Below are 13,859 nucleotides of genomic sequence, written 5' to 3'. Positions count from 1 at the left end.
AATGGGTGAGCCGGACGCGACCGACAGGTCGACGGCGCGGGAGGACTGGCGGGCCGATCGGCCGGACGACGACGAACTGCTCGGGTCGCTGTGGATCCGGTGGACCGACGGCGGCTCGGACTTGCACCTCCACCGGATCTGTGAGATCGTCCCTCAGGTCACTCGCCGCGACTCGTTTCCGTTTCTTGCGGTCAGCCCCGAGTCGGGTGCGCGGCCGACGTTCGAGCGGGTCGAGCGCGAGCCGGACGGAACCTACCGCGAGACCGGTGAGGAGGCACAGTTCGCATTTATCGACGGGGTTCCACGACAGCTCCTCCGGCACACACCGTTCGTGATTCTGGTGGCGAGTGCCCTCCTCGTCGGTGGGGCGCGGATCGACCCATCCGTGGCCCCCATTACTGACCTGGTCCCGACGATCGCGGGGCCGGATGCGGGACTGTTTGGACTCTATCTCGCCATCACGCCGGTGTTGCTCTGGCTGCTGTCGATGGTCGACGTCGTCGAGTACCGGGAGTTCCCGACCGCACTTGCCATCTACGGACTCGTCGGGGGGCTGCTGGCCGGCGTCGGGGCGTCGGTGTTTCTGACTGTCTCTGCCGGTCATCCCAGCAGCGTTGCCCCGAACGTCGTCTTCGTCTCGGGCTATCTTCTGTTGTTGCTCGTTGCCGGACAGTTTCTCTACGAAGCGACGCTTCGGATCGAGCATCTGTTTGTCACGCTTGGCACGCGGACCAACGACATCGTGGGTGACGAACTGGCCTACCGGCACTTCCTGACTGACCTCCATGATAACCTCCGGTTGAGCGCCTACGGGTTCTCCCCGTCCCGGGTGTTCGGTGTGCTCGTTGCTGCCCAGTTTGCCATCATCTGGCTAATCGGGAACGGCCCACAGGAACTGGAGTACGGGCTTGGATTGGTCGTCAACGCCTCGCTCAACGCCGTCCTCGGCACTGTTGCGTTCCAGTTTCTGGTCGTCGTCCGGTATTTCAACCGGCTCCTGAACGCAAACGGGGAGTACAGCGATGTCGATCTAACCTACGAACCGTTCCACGTCGACGGGTACGGCGGCTTCCGGGATCTCGGCCGCTTTGCGATCCGGATCAACCTGCTCCTCTCGATGGCCGGGCTTTATCTGGTCTACCGGCTGTACGTCGTCGGCGGCCGGGCCGTTCCGCCCGAGGGCGTCATGGCGATCGGCGATCCGCTGGCGACCGCCGTCTGGCTGATCAGCTTCGTCGGCCCGGTCGTCGGGTACGCGCTCGGTGCCGGCGCGTGGGGCTACTACTCGTTTTGGTCGATGCACGCCAAGATGGTCCGGGACAAACACCGGATCGCTCGAAAGTACCAGGGGACCCATCGGGAGACTGACGCGTCCCGGACGCCGGCCGCGGGCGACCGGATCCACTCTTTCGACGATTCGGAGGGGCCCGAGTGGGCTGCCCTCCAGGACGCCCCGACCTGGCCGCTTGACGTGAACAAGATGGCCAGTCTCCTCTCGTCGAACGTGGTCCCCCTGCTGTTTCCCGTCTCGAACGTCCTGTTTTGAGCGTCGGCGCGGATATTTGTTGGATCGATCGAACGGACCCGACAGTCGAGAACGGGGGGTATAATACCGGGGCGACCACAACCAGCTATCAATGCCGAGTTTCGACGCTATCGCCCGCACTTTCGAGTCGGCGACGAGAACGATCTCCCTGGCCGGTCGAACGGTTCTCCCCGTGGACACGAACCCCGTGCCCGCTGAGTGGGAGCACATCACGAAGATCGACCCGGAAGAAGAAAAGAAACTCCCGCTTTTGTTTCCGCTCTATCTCCAGCACACGGGTGCCCTGGAGGTCGGGGGCTCGAAGGACGTGACCGGACAGAACACCGAGGAGACCCTCGAACTCGTTTCCGGACGGCCGCGCCCTGCCATTCAGGAGCCAAGCGGCGTCCGACAGGTGACCGAGCGGACCCGCGAGCAGGCCGATTACTTTGCCGTCCCACAGGTGCTCAACGGCGACACTGAGGCCATTGTCGGGACGCTCGGCTCCGGAATCGAGTACCTCAGGGAGGAACTCGGTCCGGAGTACCTCGACGACAAGCTCCCGATCCCGCTCGGAGAGGGCCTCGAACGGCGGGTCGTCTCGCTGTTCTCGGCGTGGACGCTCCAGGAAGCCGTCTTCGAGGCGTACATCATCATGAACCTCGACAGTGCTGCGGCCCGGGAGGCCTCGGTGACTGAGGACGATCTGCTCAGTCCCCGGGCGGCCAAACAGCGTGCGATGGTGGCCGAGACGGTCTTCGAATCAGAGATCGTGTATCTCGAGTATTCGGGGACGTTTGGCGGCGAGGAAGCCGTCGAGATCCTTGAGGACGTCTCGGATGCGCTGTCGTGGTCGCGGCTCTGGTACGGTGGCGGACTGGACTCCCGCGAGAACGTCGAGGCCGTCCTCGAAGCCGGCGCGGACGCCGTCGTCGTCGGTAACGTCTTCCACGAGATCGCCGACGAAGAAGCCGATCTGTGTGCCGACGCTGTCGAGGCGCTCTCGACCGACGCCACGCATGGCGACATCGAGTCCTGGTTGAGCGACGAGTGCGATGTCGCGGAGACGAGTGCGGCCGAGTATCTCTCGACGATCCCGTCGCTGTCGAATCCGACCGCCAGGGCCCGGGAATATCTGGTGTCGACCATCGAGGCCGCGCTTGCACTGGAGGCCCTCCGGTCCGAGCTGGACGGCGAGGTGACGAGCGAAGCCGAACTCGCTACTGCGCTGGATCGACGCGACGAACTGCCCGGTGGTATCGAACTCTCGAACGTCCTGGGAGACGACGAGCAGTCGTTCCCCCGCGATCTCGTGGCCGGCCTGCTCGCCGAAGACCTCGATCTCGACGCCGAGGCGCTGCCGGTCGAGCACATCAGCGTCGCGTAAACGACCTCCTGTTCTCGTCGGTTTCGCACCTATTCGCGACCGCCGGATCCCCAGCCCAGATCCCACGCCGGTCGTGGCACGGCGACCAGGAGCAGGGCGGATTCGCGGGGCACCCAGCCGTAGACGTGATTCAGCATGACGTAGGTCACGATCCCAAGGAAGAGACTGATCGACCAGGCGGCGACGGCGATCCGCCCAACCCGGGCATGGGCCGTCGATCGAAGTTCGGCCGGCGTGTGCGTGAGCCCGAGAATCACCGCATAGAGGACGACCGGGACGGCGACGACGGACAGAATAATGTGGACGGCCAGCATCAGCAGGTAGGCGATCTCCGGGGGGCCGGTGACGGTGATCGACTTCTCGAAGCCGCCGCCGACTTTCCAGAGATACAGCACCAGGAAGACGGCGATGAGGGCGAACGCCGTCAGCATCGCCGCGCGGTGTTTTTCGACTTCGTCGTGCGTGATGAAGTAGACGCCGACGAGAATCGCGCTTAGCGCGCTCGCGTTGACGACGGCGATGAGGTGACCGAAGAGGTTGACCGTCGACCGTTCGAGCGGCGGGAACAGCGGGATCGCCCCCGCGAACGCGCCCGCCACGAGGGCGTACCCGATCGCCGAGAGCACGGCCGTCACGCCGAGCGGTCGCTCCCGGGCCACGCGGCGGAGCCAGGAGCCTGAATCTGTCTGCATACGCGACCCTGGACCGCCGGCGGCTTTTGTGTTCGGCTTCCGGCACGCCTAGACGCTGTAGACGAACAGCGCGAGGGCGATCTGGGCGAGGCCGGCCGCGACGAGAATCCCGCCCGCAATCGGCGTCATGCGCTCGGTCAATCCCGCGAACCGATCCGTCGTGATCTCGACGCCGACCGCGACTGCGACGGTGGCTCCGATCATCAGCACCGCCATCCCAGCAGCGTATCCACCCAGGACTGCGGCTGTCCCAGCCGGCCCGAACGTCAGTGCCTGGGAGACGACAGCCAGAAAGACGGGGGCGACACAGCCCGTCGCCGCGATCGCGTAGAGTCCCCCGAACCCGACGAATCCACTGATCGACGTGGTTCTCTCGGGCAGTCGCGCGTGCCAGCCGATCGTCCGGCCTGACAGCGTCACCAGTCCGAACAACACCAGCAGGACGCCGACGACCACTTCGAGCGCCGAGAGATGTGCCTGGAGCGGCCGGCCGACCGTGATCGCCGCGACGGCCAACAGCCCGAAGGTCACCAGCACGCCGACGCTCGCTGCCAGGCCGCGGACCAGAGCCCCAGTGAGTAGCGACTCGCCCTCCGTGGACTCGGCCTGCATGTAGTAGCCGACGTACCCCGGGAGCAGTGGATAGGCACAGGGCGCGAAAAACGTCGTTGCGCCGGTCGTGATTGCGAAGGCGACGGTCGCCCCGAGCGTGAGGCCGCTCATGGCCGGGCGTCGTCGATCGCTTGGCTCACTCGTTCCGGGTCCGGGACGCCCGTCTCCGCCCAGACGACTCGCCCGTTCGGGTCCACCACAGCCGTGTATGGCAACGTCGATGCTCCGAGACTCGCCAGCAGGCTCCCCTCGGGGTCGTGGCCGACGGGCCAGGCCCCGCCGTACGCGTCCCACCACGCGAGCACGTCGTCCCGGGAGAGTTCTCCGCCCAGCACTTCGTTGGTGACCGAGACGAACGCGATGTCAGTGGTTTCCGCCTGGACCGTCCGGAGTGCGTCGAGAGCGGGCTTGCACGGTTGACACCATGTCGCGAACAAATCGACGACGGTGACCTGTCCTTCGACGGGGACCCGCAGTTCGGAAGCAGCGCTGTTCGGCGTCTCGAATGTGTCGACGGCGACTGGATCGATTCTGCCGTCGTCGGTGGAGACCGCCAGATACCCGCCAGCCCCGACGACCGCCGCGCCGCCCACGCCAGCGAGGAGATCGCGCCGTCGCATCGCTATGCTTCCCGATCTCGGAGGGTCCGGAGGTCGTCGTATATCGACTGCCACGACGGCGTCGAGTCGGTGTAGGACCGTTCGACGTATCCATCGGCGTTGACCAGCAAAATGAGCGAGCGATGCGTGAACATGTACTTGTCCATCTCCTCGGGATGGGTCCGCTCGAACCGGACGCCGAACTCGTCCATGACGATCTCCTTGGCGTCTTCGGGCGAATCCGGGGCCAGAAACCGCCAGTTCTCATCCAGGGCGACGTTCATTCGGTCGGCGTAGCCTCCCAGCCGGTCCGCGTCGTCGCGTTCGGGATCGAACGTGACTGCCTGGAAGGCCGTCGTGTCGATGCGGTTGTCCTCGATTGCCTTCGCCTGCACGTTTCGCAGAGCAGAGATCAACCGGGGACAGACCGTCTGACAGTGGCTATAGAAGAACGTGATCAGCGTGTCGCGACCGTCGCTGTCGATCGAGACGGAGTCGCCTGCAAGCGGATCTGACAGCGTGACATCGGGAAGTGATTGTCCGTACGCTGGATACGGCAGAATCGACGGTTCGGCCCGCAGATCGGGTGTATCGAGATAGGTATTCGATGCATCGATCGAACGCTCGCTCGTCACTGTGGTATCCGACTCGGCGGTCGAACACCCGGCCGAAAGCGCGGCGATCCCACCGCCGATGGCCCCGAGATATTGTCGTCTGTTCACGCTCGCATACTTGCATCCAGCGCACTAAACCGTTCGCGAATCCGAAAGAATTGCAGGGAGCGACCACCGGATTCATTGTGGCACACTCCCAATACTGGCGTATGACGAGGAGCGAGCGGTCTGGGGACGGCTGTCGCTATGTGCCTGGGCCCCGTGGGCACGAGGGACAGGTCAGCGCACGGGAGCACGCCGAGTGTGTGCAGCATGGGCTCACACGGCGAGGACTTCTTGCGGCGATCGGCGGTGGCGCGGCGGTCAGCGCCGCGGGCTGTCTCTCGACGCAAACCCCCGAACCGGTCACCGTGCGTGACGACGACGCCTGTGACGTCTGTGGCATGATCATCCCCCAACATCCCGGCCCGAGCGCCGAGGTGTTCTACCGGAACCACGACCCGTCGGGTCACGAGAACCCGGCTCGATTCGACAGTACCTGGGAGGCATTCCAGTACGATTTCGAGCGCCGCGACCGCGGCTGGTCCCGCGCAGCGTTTTACGTGACTGACTATTCGAGCGTCGAATACGAGATTTTCACGGACGACGGCACGACGTTCATCTCGACGCATCCGTCGGCCGAGGCGTTCACGCACGCTTCCGAAGTTACGTTCGTCGTGGCGTCGTCCGTCGAGGGCGCGATGGGCCGGGACCTCATTGGATTCTCCGGCGATGACGACGCGACGGCGTTTGCCGACGAGTACGGCGGGTCGAGGGCACAGTTCGGCGACGTGACCAGATCGATGATCGGCGAACTGGCCCAGACGTAGCGATGCGCGTCACGCTCGTCCTCGCCGTGCTCGGGGTCGTGATCGGCGGGGCGAGCCTCGCGTTCGCGGCCGATCCCGGTGCGAGCGCGAGCGCACAGCCGGTGCCGTTCTCGGACACGCTCACGACCGGCCTGACGGGCGTCGACGTCCAGCAGGCCCGCGCCGCGGGCACTGAGATCCCTCGGGTCGAGGTGTTTTACTCCCAGTATCAGTACATCGTCGGCTATTATGGCGTTGACTCGGCAGTTTCGGCGCTGTCCCGCGAGGCCACGACCCGGCAGTTCGGGCGTCCCGTGGCCATCTACGTCAGTGACTACTCGGGTGCCGATCCCCGACTCACTGACGACGATTATCTCACCGTCGCGTCCGATCCCGCAGTCGGGTGGACGCGAGCCAGCGAGGCGTCATTTGTCGTCGAGACTCCCGCGCGGACCCCTGGCGGTCCGGCGATCGTCCCGTTCAGCGATGGGACCGACGCCGGGGACTTCGCCGAGCGATACGGGGGCAGTGTTCGGGACTGGGAGGACCTCCACCCGCGCGAGGACGAACCGCGGTCGTCGTGGCTCCGCAACGCGTCGACAGATCGCGCGGCCTGGGCCGACCGGACCGTCACGCACCGTCGGCCACTGCTGGATCGGCCAGTCGCAGTCACGGTCGGCCAGGATGTCCCGACGCTCGCCGGAGCGATCGACGCCGCGCCGCCGAACACCACGATCCGACTGCCGCCTGGAATCTACGACGGGAACGTCACCGTCGAGAAGCCGATCACGATCCGGGGAGCGGGCGAACGGACGCGCGTCGTCGGCGACAACGGGACGGTGTTTCGGGTAACCGAACCGAACGTCAGCCTCGCCGGACTGTCGATCACCGGTGTGGGTGGGGCGAACACGGGCACGCCAGCCAACGCGTCCGGGACCGCCGGCGACTGGGACGAGGGTGTTCGGACGACCTACGGCTACGGCGACGCCGCGGTCGTCTTCGACGGGGCGAACCGCTCGCTGCTGTCGAATGTCGCCATCGAGACGCCAGCAAGCGGCGCAATCGTTCGGGACAGTGACGGCGTGGTCGTCGAGGACATCGCGATCGACGGGACAACCCACTGGCAGGACGGGTTCATGGGCGTCCTCGCGATGGACTCCCGGATCGTGGTCCAAAACAACACGTTCACCGGCGGCCGGGACGCCGTCTACACCCACCACGCCGACGGACTCGTCGTCCGAAACAACCGCATGACCGGGATGCGCTTTGGCGTCCACGAGATGTACACGTCCGGGACGGTGGTGGCGAACAACACTGTCCGGGACGCGGACATCGGCGTCGTCGTCATGACGCGACCGCGATCGAACGCGATCCTCGACAATCGGGTTTCGGCGAGTGACGTGGGCATTTCGGTGGGCGGGAGCGTCTCGCTCGTAGCCAACAACACGCTCGTGGCTAATCGCTATGGCATGGATCTCGGTGCCCAGCGATCGACCGTCGAATATAACGTCTTGCTCGACAATGAGGTGGGCCTTCGAACGGGGACGATCGTCCCGACCAACCGCGTGACGGGCAACGACGTGATCGACAACGATCGATACGTCGACACCGGACGCGGCCCGGTTCGGGTGTGGACAGGCAACTACTGGGGGCCTCTTCCGGGCCGTGATGCCGACGCTGACGGCCGGTTCGACCGGGCATTTCGACCGACAGGGCCGGTCGACAGCGCCGTGGGGACGTCCGAGGGAGCGGCGACGCTCGCGACTTCGCCCGCCGTCGCGGTGCTTCGTCGCTTCCAGGCCGCTGTTCCAGGTCTCCGGTCCGCGAACGTGATCGACGACGAGCCGCGGATCGAGCCGATCAATCCCGACAAGATCGCGGCGGCACGGAACGGATCGGCTGCCAATGAGGGGGTGCTGCCGTGAGCGATAGTGGTTCCGGAGCTGCCGGACAGTCCAGTAATGCCGAGTCGACTGATGGCGAACCGGACTCGCATGACGGGAAGGAAGCCGTCCTGACGCTCCAGGGAATTCAGCAAGCGTTTGGGGATGTCTCCGTCCTCGACGGGGTGTCACTCGACGTCCAGCCCGGCTCGGTGACGTGTCTGCTCGGGCCGAATGGCTCGGGGAAGTCGACGCTCCTTTCGATCGCGGCTGGCCTCCGAACGCCGGATGACGGGACAGTTACCAGACGAACCGATGCCCCACGCGAGGTCGGGTATCTCCCCCAGCACCCGGCGTTTCGCCCCCACTTCACGGTCGCCGAGACGATCGAATTCTACGGTTCCCTCGTGGTGATGGATGTCGACGAGTCTTCGATCCTCAAGCAAGTGGGGCTCGAAGCCGTTGCCGACCGCCGGGTCGAGCATCTCTCGGGCGGGATGGTTCGGCTCCTCGGGCTGGCACAGGCGACCGTCGGCTCGCCACCGGTTGTGGTGCTCGATGAGCCGGCCAGTGGTCTCGACCCCCAACTTCGTCGACACATCGCCGACGTGATCGCTGATCTCGCCGCCGATGGGGCGGCCGTGCTCATGGCGACCCATGATCTCGACGCGGCCGCGCGTATCGCCGACGCTATCCGTGTCCTCGACGACGGCGAGTTCGTCGCCGGAGGGTCGTCCCAGGCAGTGAGGGCGGACACGGACACCGACTCACTGGGGGCCGCCATCGACGCTCTGATCGACCGCGAGGACGCCATCGGCGTCCGGGCCGGGGCGGGTGATCGGCGATGATGGGGTCAACAGGTGATCGCGGATGAACGAATCCTGGACCCGGACGATCGCAGTGGCCCAGCGCGCTTTCGACGCGACTGTCCGGAGTCGAGCGCTCCTCGCGGTTGGTGCGGGCTATGCGTTCGTGATCTTCGCCATCGCCTGGACGACTCGGGGCAGTGGCTATCTCTCGCTGTCGCTATCGCTGCTCACACCGCTTGAAGTGCTGGTGCCCGTGGTGGCCTTCGCGGTCGGCTACCGGTCGATCCTCGACGATCGCGTCCGGGGTGAACTCGCCGTCGTTCGCACGTATCCGCTGTCGGCTCGATCGTACGTCTTCGGCGTGTTCCTGGGTCGGCTGGCGACAGTGCTTGTCGTCGTTCTCGTTCCCCTGTTGATCGCCGGGGGATCCGTGGGTGTGTTCCGTGCGGAGTCCATTTCCGTCCTGGCGACCCACGCGACCGCCGATTCCCCGCTGGTCTACCTGCGGACGGTCGTATTGACCGCGATCTTCGTGCCGGTGGCGCTTGCGGTCGCCATCGCCGTCTCGGCGATCGCCCGGACGACCCGCAACGCGATCACGCTGGCCATCGGCGGCGTTCTGGTACTGGTCGTCGGCCTGGATATCGGGTTCGTGGCCGGTCTCGCGGGCGGCTTCGTTCCCGGGGAGGCATTGTCGACGCTCGTCGCTGTGAGTCCGCTCTCGGCCTATCGCGGACTCGTCCTCGAAGTCGCCATTGGACCAGTGGCTGGCGACACGATCGCCGGGGGCGTCGATCCGCCGGCTGCACTCGCCGGGCTAGTCGTCTGGACGGGCGGCGCGCTTGCCGTCGCGGTCCGGTCGGCGTTCCGAACGAACTCGCGGTAGTCCGACCGCGAGCGACTCCCCGGAGCATCACCTATATGCCGGGTACGCCCGTGAGTATTGGTATGAAGCTCCGGAACCTCCTCACGACGGCTGTCGGCACTGCCGGCGTGATCGCTGGCGTCAATCGCGTTCTCACGGCCCGTGCCGGCGACCTCGAACCGCCACTGGTCGGGGCCGACGGAACCTACCGCTGGCGCGGCTTCGACATTACCTACACCGAGGCTGGCGATCCTGACAATCCTGATGTCCTGCTGGTCCATGGCATCTCGGCGGCTTCCTCCAGCCGCGAGTTCGCTAACGTGTTCGAATCCCTCTCCCGGGAGTACCACGTCATTGCCCCTGATCTCCCCGGCTTCGGCCGGTCGGATCGCCCACCGCTGCTGTACTCGTCGTCGCTGTACGAGACGTTCCTGCGGGACGCCATTCGAAGTCTCGTCGAGGAACCGCGGATCGTCGCGTCGTCGCTGTCCGGTGGCTACGCCGCCAGCGCCGCGGCCGAAACGGATGTCGATTCGCTCGTGTTGATCGCCCCGACTGACTCGACGATGAGCGACTCACCCCGGTCGTGGCTCCGGACGGTGTTCCGCGCGCCGCTGGTGGGTACCGGCCTGTTCAATCTGCTGGTCAGCAAACCGGGGATCAAATATTTCCACCGCGATCACGGCTACGCGAACATGGATAATCTGACGGACGAGACCCTCGAATACCAGTGGAAGACGGCCCACCAGCCCGGCGCACGCTACGCCCCGGCGTCGTTCGTCAGCGGCTACCTCGATCCGGATGCGTCGCTGGCGGAAACACTCGCTGCGGTCGACGCCCCGGTGACACTCGTCTGGGGACGTGACGCCGATATCACGCCCGTCTCCGCCGGTCGTGCGCTGGCAAAGAAGACCGACTCCCGCCTGGTCGTCTTCGACGACGCAAAGCTCCTCCCACACGTAGAACATCCCGCCGCGTTCGTCGGGGTCGTCGCCGACGATATCGACGAGGCCCCCTCGACGGCTGTTTCGACCACCTGAGGGGGCTGTGGCGTCTTCCCTGGAAGCACGTACCTGCTACATCCCCATGTCTTCGGCCGGTTCAGGAACCGGCAGTTGTGCCGGGGAAACGTCCAGTAGCTCCCCAGCGTGATCCAACGCCATGTCGAACCCGTAGTAGCGTTCGAGTTCGTCATCCTCGGCTGTCGGTCGGACCTTCAACATCGCATAGCCTTCTCGGTTCTGGGCGATAGCGGCCGTTTTTCCACGGCGCTCGAAGACGAGTACGCGTTCGGATTCCGTTTCCTCGTAGGTGGCGGTGATGTCGCCATCCGTCTGCTCCGTCGCTGTCATATGTCGTGTTTGGACGCCAGCCTGTCGAAGGTGTCGGTCCGATCGCTCCCCCCTTTATCGGACCCGTTGTCACTTCTGTATCTCGAAAGATATAGGAAGGCGTGAGGGAGACGATTTTTTATGCTGTTGTCTACGCGTAGCGACGGGTCGCGGAGGTATCGCCCGTGAAACAGGGGACGGCTGCGTGGGGGAAGCGAATCGGTTGGTGGCACGGTGGTCGTTCCATCCCGTCGCGGTCGCTGACAGGGACCGGCCCGCGACACCGACGGGGGGTGTAGCGATGGACTTCACACGCTCTAGTCTCAAGCTGTTTGCGAGCAACGTCGGCCGGACCACGATCCGGTTTCTCGGAATCGCGGTGTTCGCGCGGGCGCTGGGGGCCTCGGAGATGGGGATGTTCTTCCTGTTTCAGGCACTCCTGGGGATGATCGCCATCCCCGCGGACTTCGGCTTCCGCGGGGCTATCGAGAAGCGAATCAGCGAGGGCAGCGAGCAGAGCACGTATCTCACGAGTGCGCTGGCCGTCAAACTCGTCCCGATGGCGCTGGTGGTAGGGCTCATCCTCGTCTTCCAGGACGCTATCAACGGCTACATCGGCGCGGAGTTCGCGGTCTTTCTCGCTATCGCCATCGTGATCCAGGACGTCTCCCGGCTGTCGACCATCGTCCTCCGTGGCGAACTCCGGGTCGGCGAGACGGCGATCCTCCGGGTGACCCGGTGGGCCGTCTGGTTCGGCGTCAGCGGACTGCTCGTCAGCCAGGGCATGGGCGTCGAGGCATTGATCTACGGCCTGCTCGCGGGGCTAAGCGTCATGCTGGTCTGGGGCTGGTATCGGGTGTCGATCCCGCTCGGGACTGTCTCGCTCGAGCACGCCAGGTCGCTGTTCGAGTACGGCCGGTGGGGCGTGATCTCGCGGGTCGGCTGGTACTTCTACTCCTGGATGGACGTCGCGATCATCGGTCTGCTGATGACCCAGGCCGACGTCGGGGCCTACGAGATCGCCTGGCGGGTGACGCTGGTCGTGATGCTGTTGAGCCGCTCGATCGCGACGACGCTGTTCCCCCAGGCCAGCCGCTGGGACGCCGAGGAGGCCTACGACCGGATCGAGGACATGATCCGGAAGACGATCACGCCCTCGATGGCGCTGGTGATCCCCTCGTTTTTCATCACGCTGGTCTACGCGAAGGAGATCCTGGGACTGGTCTTCGGGCCGGAGTATACCGTCGCATGGGTCGTGTTGATCATCCTGATGGGGGAGAAACTACTGCAGTCGGTGCATACGATCCTCGGTCGGTCGCTGCAGGCGGTCGACCGGCCGGACCTGGCCGCCTACGCGACTGTCGCTTCCATCACCGTCAACCTCGTCCTGAACGTCGTGCTCATCCTGGAGTTCGGCATCGCCGGCGCGGCGGTCGCGACGGCCTCGTCGTTCGTCCTCAACACCGTCCTGCACGCGTACTTCCTCTCGCGGTTCGTGACGATCGACTTCCCGTGGCTCGAGATCGGATGGCTGACCGGTGCGGCCGCCGTGATGGCCGGGGCCATTCACGCCATCGGTGTCGTCATCCCGATCGACACCTTGCCGCGGTTGCTCGGTATCCTGGTGGTGGGTGTCGTCGTCTACGCAGCGCTCACGCTGGCAAACTCCTCGTTGCGTCGGAAGTTCGTCGGCGAGATGCAGTCGTTGGCCCGTGGCGTCGCCGAGTGAGGGGGCTTGGAGACGGTGATGTCCCATGCAATTCACCGTACGCCGGTACGACGGATTGGAGCTTGACAGCAAGACGACGCCACTCAGTTGGAACGTCAAGGCTAACCCACCCCGGACGCAACCGGGGACATGGACGCTTCCGAGGAACTCCAGGTCGCCCTCCGGGCGGCCCGCGAGGCCGGATCGATCGCCGCTGAACACGCTGGCACTGACTTCCGTGACTCCAAGGATACCGAATCCAAGAGCAGCGGGAACGACCTCGTCACCGCCGTCGACCGCGAGTGCGAACAGCGGGTCACCGACGTGATCGGCGAGGCCTTCCCCGATGATCGCGTCGTCGGCGAGGAAAACGAGATCGGTGTCACCGGCGAAGGCCGGGAGTGGATCGTCGATCCGATCGACGGCACATCGAACTTCGCGACCGGGTATCCCTATTACTGCGTCTCGGTCGGCCTCCGGATCGACGGCGAAGGTGTCGTCGGCGTCGTCCACTCGCCCGATACCGCCCTGGGGCGGACGTGGTACGCCGCCGCTGGTGAGGGGGCCTACCGGAGCGACGACCACACGCTCGACGGCGAGCCGATCGCCGTCTCCGAACGCGACACGCTGGCCGGTAGCATGGCGTTCGCCCGGTTGAGCGAGCGGAGTCGGGCCTGGCTCGCGTCGGACCTCGCGGTCGCGACATCCCTCCTCGAACGCGAGAGCATGGTTCGACGGCCCGGGAGCTCCGCACTCAACATGTGCCAGATCGCGGATGGGAGCGCCGACGGCTACGTCGTGCTGTCGATCAACGACTGGGACGTCGCTGCGGGCGAAGTCATCCTCCGAGAGGCCGGCGGCGGGGTTCGGGATCGGGCGCTGGAGGATGGCACCCGCCAGGTGATCGCCTCGAACGGGTCGATTCAGGGCGCCCTCGAAACCCTGATTGACCAGGTCGTTGGTGACCGGCGGTAACCAAACACGTA

14 protein-coding genes are annotated in these 13,859 nt (G+C 65.5%); 9 read left to right on the top strand and 5 right to left on the bottom strand.

All coding sequences use genetic code 11. The annotated features are described in order from the left end of the window. The first annotated feature begins 1 nt into the window (after position 1). Both HBNXHr_RS08060 and HBNXHr_RS08055 read left to right on the top strand, forming a co-directional pair. On the top strand, positions 2 to 1,546 hold the full coding sequence (locus HBNXHr_RS08060; protein WP_275736728.1) for a hypothetical protein: 1,545 nt from the start codon (positions 2 to 4) through the stop codon (positions 1,544 to 1,546). A gap of 172 nt (positions 1,547 to 1,718) precedes the next feature. Beyond that, complete coding sequence (locus HBNXHr_RS08055) at positions 1,719 to 2,912, top strand: heptaprenylglyceryl phosphate synthase (protein WP_275881759.1); 1,194 nt, start codon at positions 1,719 to 1,721, stop codon at positions 2,910 to 2,912. A 29-nt stretch (positions 2,913 to 2,941) separates the two neighbouring features. Here the strand turns inward: HBNXHr_RS08055 and HBNXHr_RS08050 are convergent, their stop codons facing one another. Genes HBNXHr_RS08050 through HBNXHr_RS08035 form a run of 4 tightly spaced genes read right to left on the bottom strand, consistent with a single transcriptional unit; the run spans position 2,942 to position 5,537 of the window. Next, the gene (locus tag HBNXHr_RS08050; RefSeq protein ID WP_275881758.1) at positions 2,942 to 3,604 is read right to left on the bottom strand and encodes a DUF420 domain-containing protein; all 663 of its coding nucleotides are present in this window, start codon (positions 3,602 to 3,604) and stop codon (positions 2,942 to 2,944) included. A gap of 48 nt (positions 3,605 to 3,652) precedes the next feature. After that, positions 3,653 to 4,327 carry a cytochrome c biogenesis protein CcdA gene (locus HBNXHr_RS08045; RefSeq protein WP_275881757.1) on the bottom strand — a complete coding sequence of 225 codons (675 nt, stop codon included), beginning with the start codon at positions 4,325 to 4,327 and terminating at the stop codon, positions 3,653 to 3,655. Then, on the bottom strand, positions 4,324 to 4,836 hold the full coding sequence (locus tag HBNXHr_RS08040; protein ID WP_275881756.1) for a TlpA disulfide reductase family protein: 513 nt from the start codon (positions 4,834 to 4,836) through the stop codon (positions 4,324 to 4,326). Before HBNXHr_RS08040 ends, HBNXHr_RS08045 begins: the two co-directional genes overlap by 4 nt. Positions 4,837 to 4,838: 2 nt before the next feature. Then, entirely contained in the window at positions 4,839 to 5,537 is a 699-nt protein-coding gene (locus tag HBNXHr_RS08035; RefSeq protein ID WP_275881755.1) for an SCO family protein, read from the bottom strand. A 140-nt stretch (positions 5,538 to 5,677) separates the two neighbouring features. Here HBNXHr_RS08035 and HBNXHr_RS08030 point away from each other — a divergent pair, with 140 nt between their 5' ends. From HBNXHr_RS08030 to HBNXHr_RS08010, 5 genes are all read left to right on the top strand, one after another. Further along, complete coding sequence (locus HBNXHr_RS08030) at positions 5,678 to 6,298, top strand: nitrous oxide reductase accessory protein NosL (RefSeq protein ID WP_275881754.1); 621 nt, start codon at positions 5,678 to 5,680, stop codon at positions 6,296 to 6,298. Positions 6,299 to 6,300: 2 nt separating this feature from the next. Further along, on the top strand, positions 6,301 to 8,202 hold the full coding sequence (locus HBNXHr_RS08025) for a NosD domain-containing protein (RefSeq protein ID WP_275881753.1): 1,902 nt from the start codon (positions 6,301 to 6,303) through the stop codon (positions 8,200 to 8,202). Beyond that, positions 8,199 to 9,008, top strand: a complete 810-nt coding sequence (locus HBNXHr_RS08020; RefSeq protein ID WP_275881752.1) for an ABC transporter ATP-binding protein — start codon at positions 8,199 to 8,201, stop codon at positions 9,006 to 9,008. Before HBNXHr_RS08025 ends, HBNXHr_RS08020 begins: the two co-directional genes overlap by 4 nt. Before the next feature lie 22 nt (positions 9,009 to 9,030). Then, positions 9,031 to 9,855, top strand: a complete 825-nt coding sequence (locus HBNXHr_RS08015; protein WP_275881751.1) for an ABC transporter permease subunit — start codon at positions 9,031 to 9,033, stop codon at positions 9,853 to 9,855. Between the two features lie 62 nt (positions 9,856 to 9,917). Continuing rightward, positions 9,918 to 10,874, top strand: a complete 957-nt coding sequence (locus HBNXHr_RS08010) for an alpha/beta hydrolase (RefSeq protein ID WP_275881750.1) — start codon at positions 9,918 to 9,920, stop codon at positions 10,872 to 10,874. 36 nt (positions 10,875 to 10,910) lie between these two features. Here the strand turns inward: HBNXHr_RS08010 and HBNXHr_RS08005 are convergent, their stop codons facing one another. Next, the gene (locus tag HBNXHr_RS08005) at positions 10,911 to 11,186 is read right to left on the bottom strand and encodes a hypothetical protein (protein ID WP_275881749.1); all 276 of its coding nucleotides are present in this window, start codon (positions 11,184 to 11,186) and stop codon (positions 10,911 to 10,913) included. 280 nt (positions 11,187 to 11,466) lie between these two features. Here HBNXHr_RS08005 and HBNXHr_RS08000 point away from each other — a divergent pair, with 280 nt between their 5' ends. Both HBNXHr_RS08000 and HBNXHr_RS07995 read left to right on the top strand, forming a co-directional pair. Next, complete coding sequence (locus HBNXHr_RS08000; protein ID WP_275881748.1) at positions 11,467 to 12,894, top strand: flippase; 1,428 nt, start codon at positions 11,467 to 11,469, stop codon at positions 12,892 to 12,894. Between the two features lie 129 nt (positions 12,895 to 13,023). Beyond that, a complete protein-coding gene (locus tag HBNXHr_RS07995) occupies positions 13,024 to 13,848 on the top strand; it encodes an inositol monophosphatase family protein (protein WP_275881747.1) in 825 nt (274 codons plus the stop codon). Positions 13,849 to 13,859: the final 11 nt, after the last annotated feature.

It is taken from the genome of Halorhabdus sp. BNX81 (assembly GCF_029229925.1).
Classification (GTDB): domain Archaea; phylum Halobacteriota; class Halobacteria; order Halobacteriales; family Haloarculaceae; genus Halorhabdus.
Note: the sequence above shows the minus strand (reverse complement) of the source record. Positions and strands in the feature narration are given on the sequence as shown.

Bases quoted from the DNA above. Each gene is read 5' to 3' on its own strand.
- HBNXHr_RS08015 (WP_275881751.1), top strand. From the start codon at position 9,031: ATGAACGAATCCTGGACCCGGACGATCGCAGTGGCCCAGCGCGCTTTC.
- HBNXHr_RS08060 (WP_275736728.1), top strand. From the start codon at position 2: ATGGGTGAGCCGGACGCGACCGACAGGTCGACGGCGCGGGAGGACTGG.
- HBNXHr_RS08045 (WP_275881757.1), bottom strand. From the start codon at position 4,327: ATGAGCGGCCTCACGCTCGGGGCGACCGTCGCCTTCGCAATCACGACC.
- HBNXHr_RS08025 (WP_275881753.1), top strand. From the start codon at position 6,301: ATGCGCGTCACGCTCGTCCTCGCCGTGCTCGGGGTCGTGATCGGCGGG.
- HBNXHr_RS08005 (WP_275881749.1), bottom strand. From the start codon at position 11,186: ATGACAGCGACGGAGCAGACGGATGGCGACATCACCGCCACCTACGAG.
- HBNXHr_RS07995 (WP_275881747.1), top strand. From the start codon at position 13,024: ATGGACGCTTCCGAGGAACTCCAGGTCGCCCTCCGGGCGGCCCGCGAG.
- HBNXHr_RS08010 (WP_275881750.1), top strand. From the start codon at position 9,918: ATGAAGCTCCGGAACCTCCTCACGACGGCTGTCGGCACTGCCGGCGTG.
- HBNXHr_RS08000 (WP_275881748.1), top strand. From the start codon at position 11,467: ATGGACTTCACACGCTCTAGTCTCAAGCTGTTTGCGAGCAACGTCGGC.
- HBNXHr_RS08050 (WP_275881758.1), bottom strand. From the start codon at position 3,604: ATGCAGACAGATTCAGGCTCCTGGCTCCGCCGCGTGGCCCGGGAGCGA.
- HBNXHr_RS08040 (WP_275881756.1), bottom strand. From the start codon at position 4,836: ATGCGACGGCGCGATCTCCTCGCTGGCGTGGGCGGCGCGGCGGTCGTC.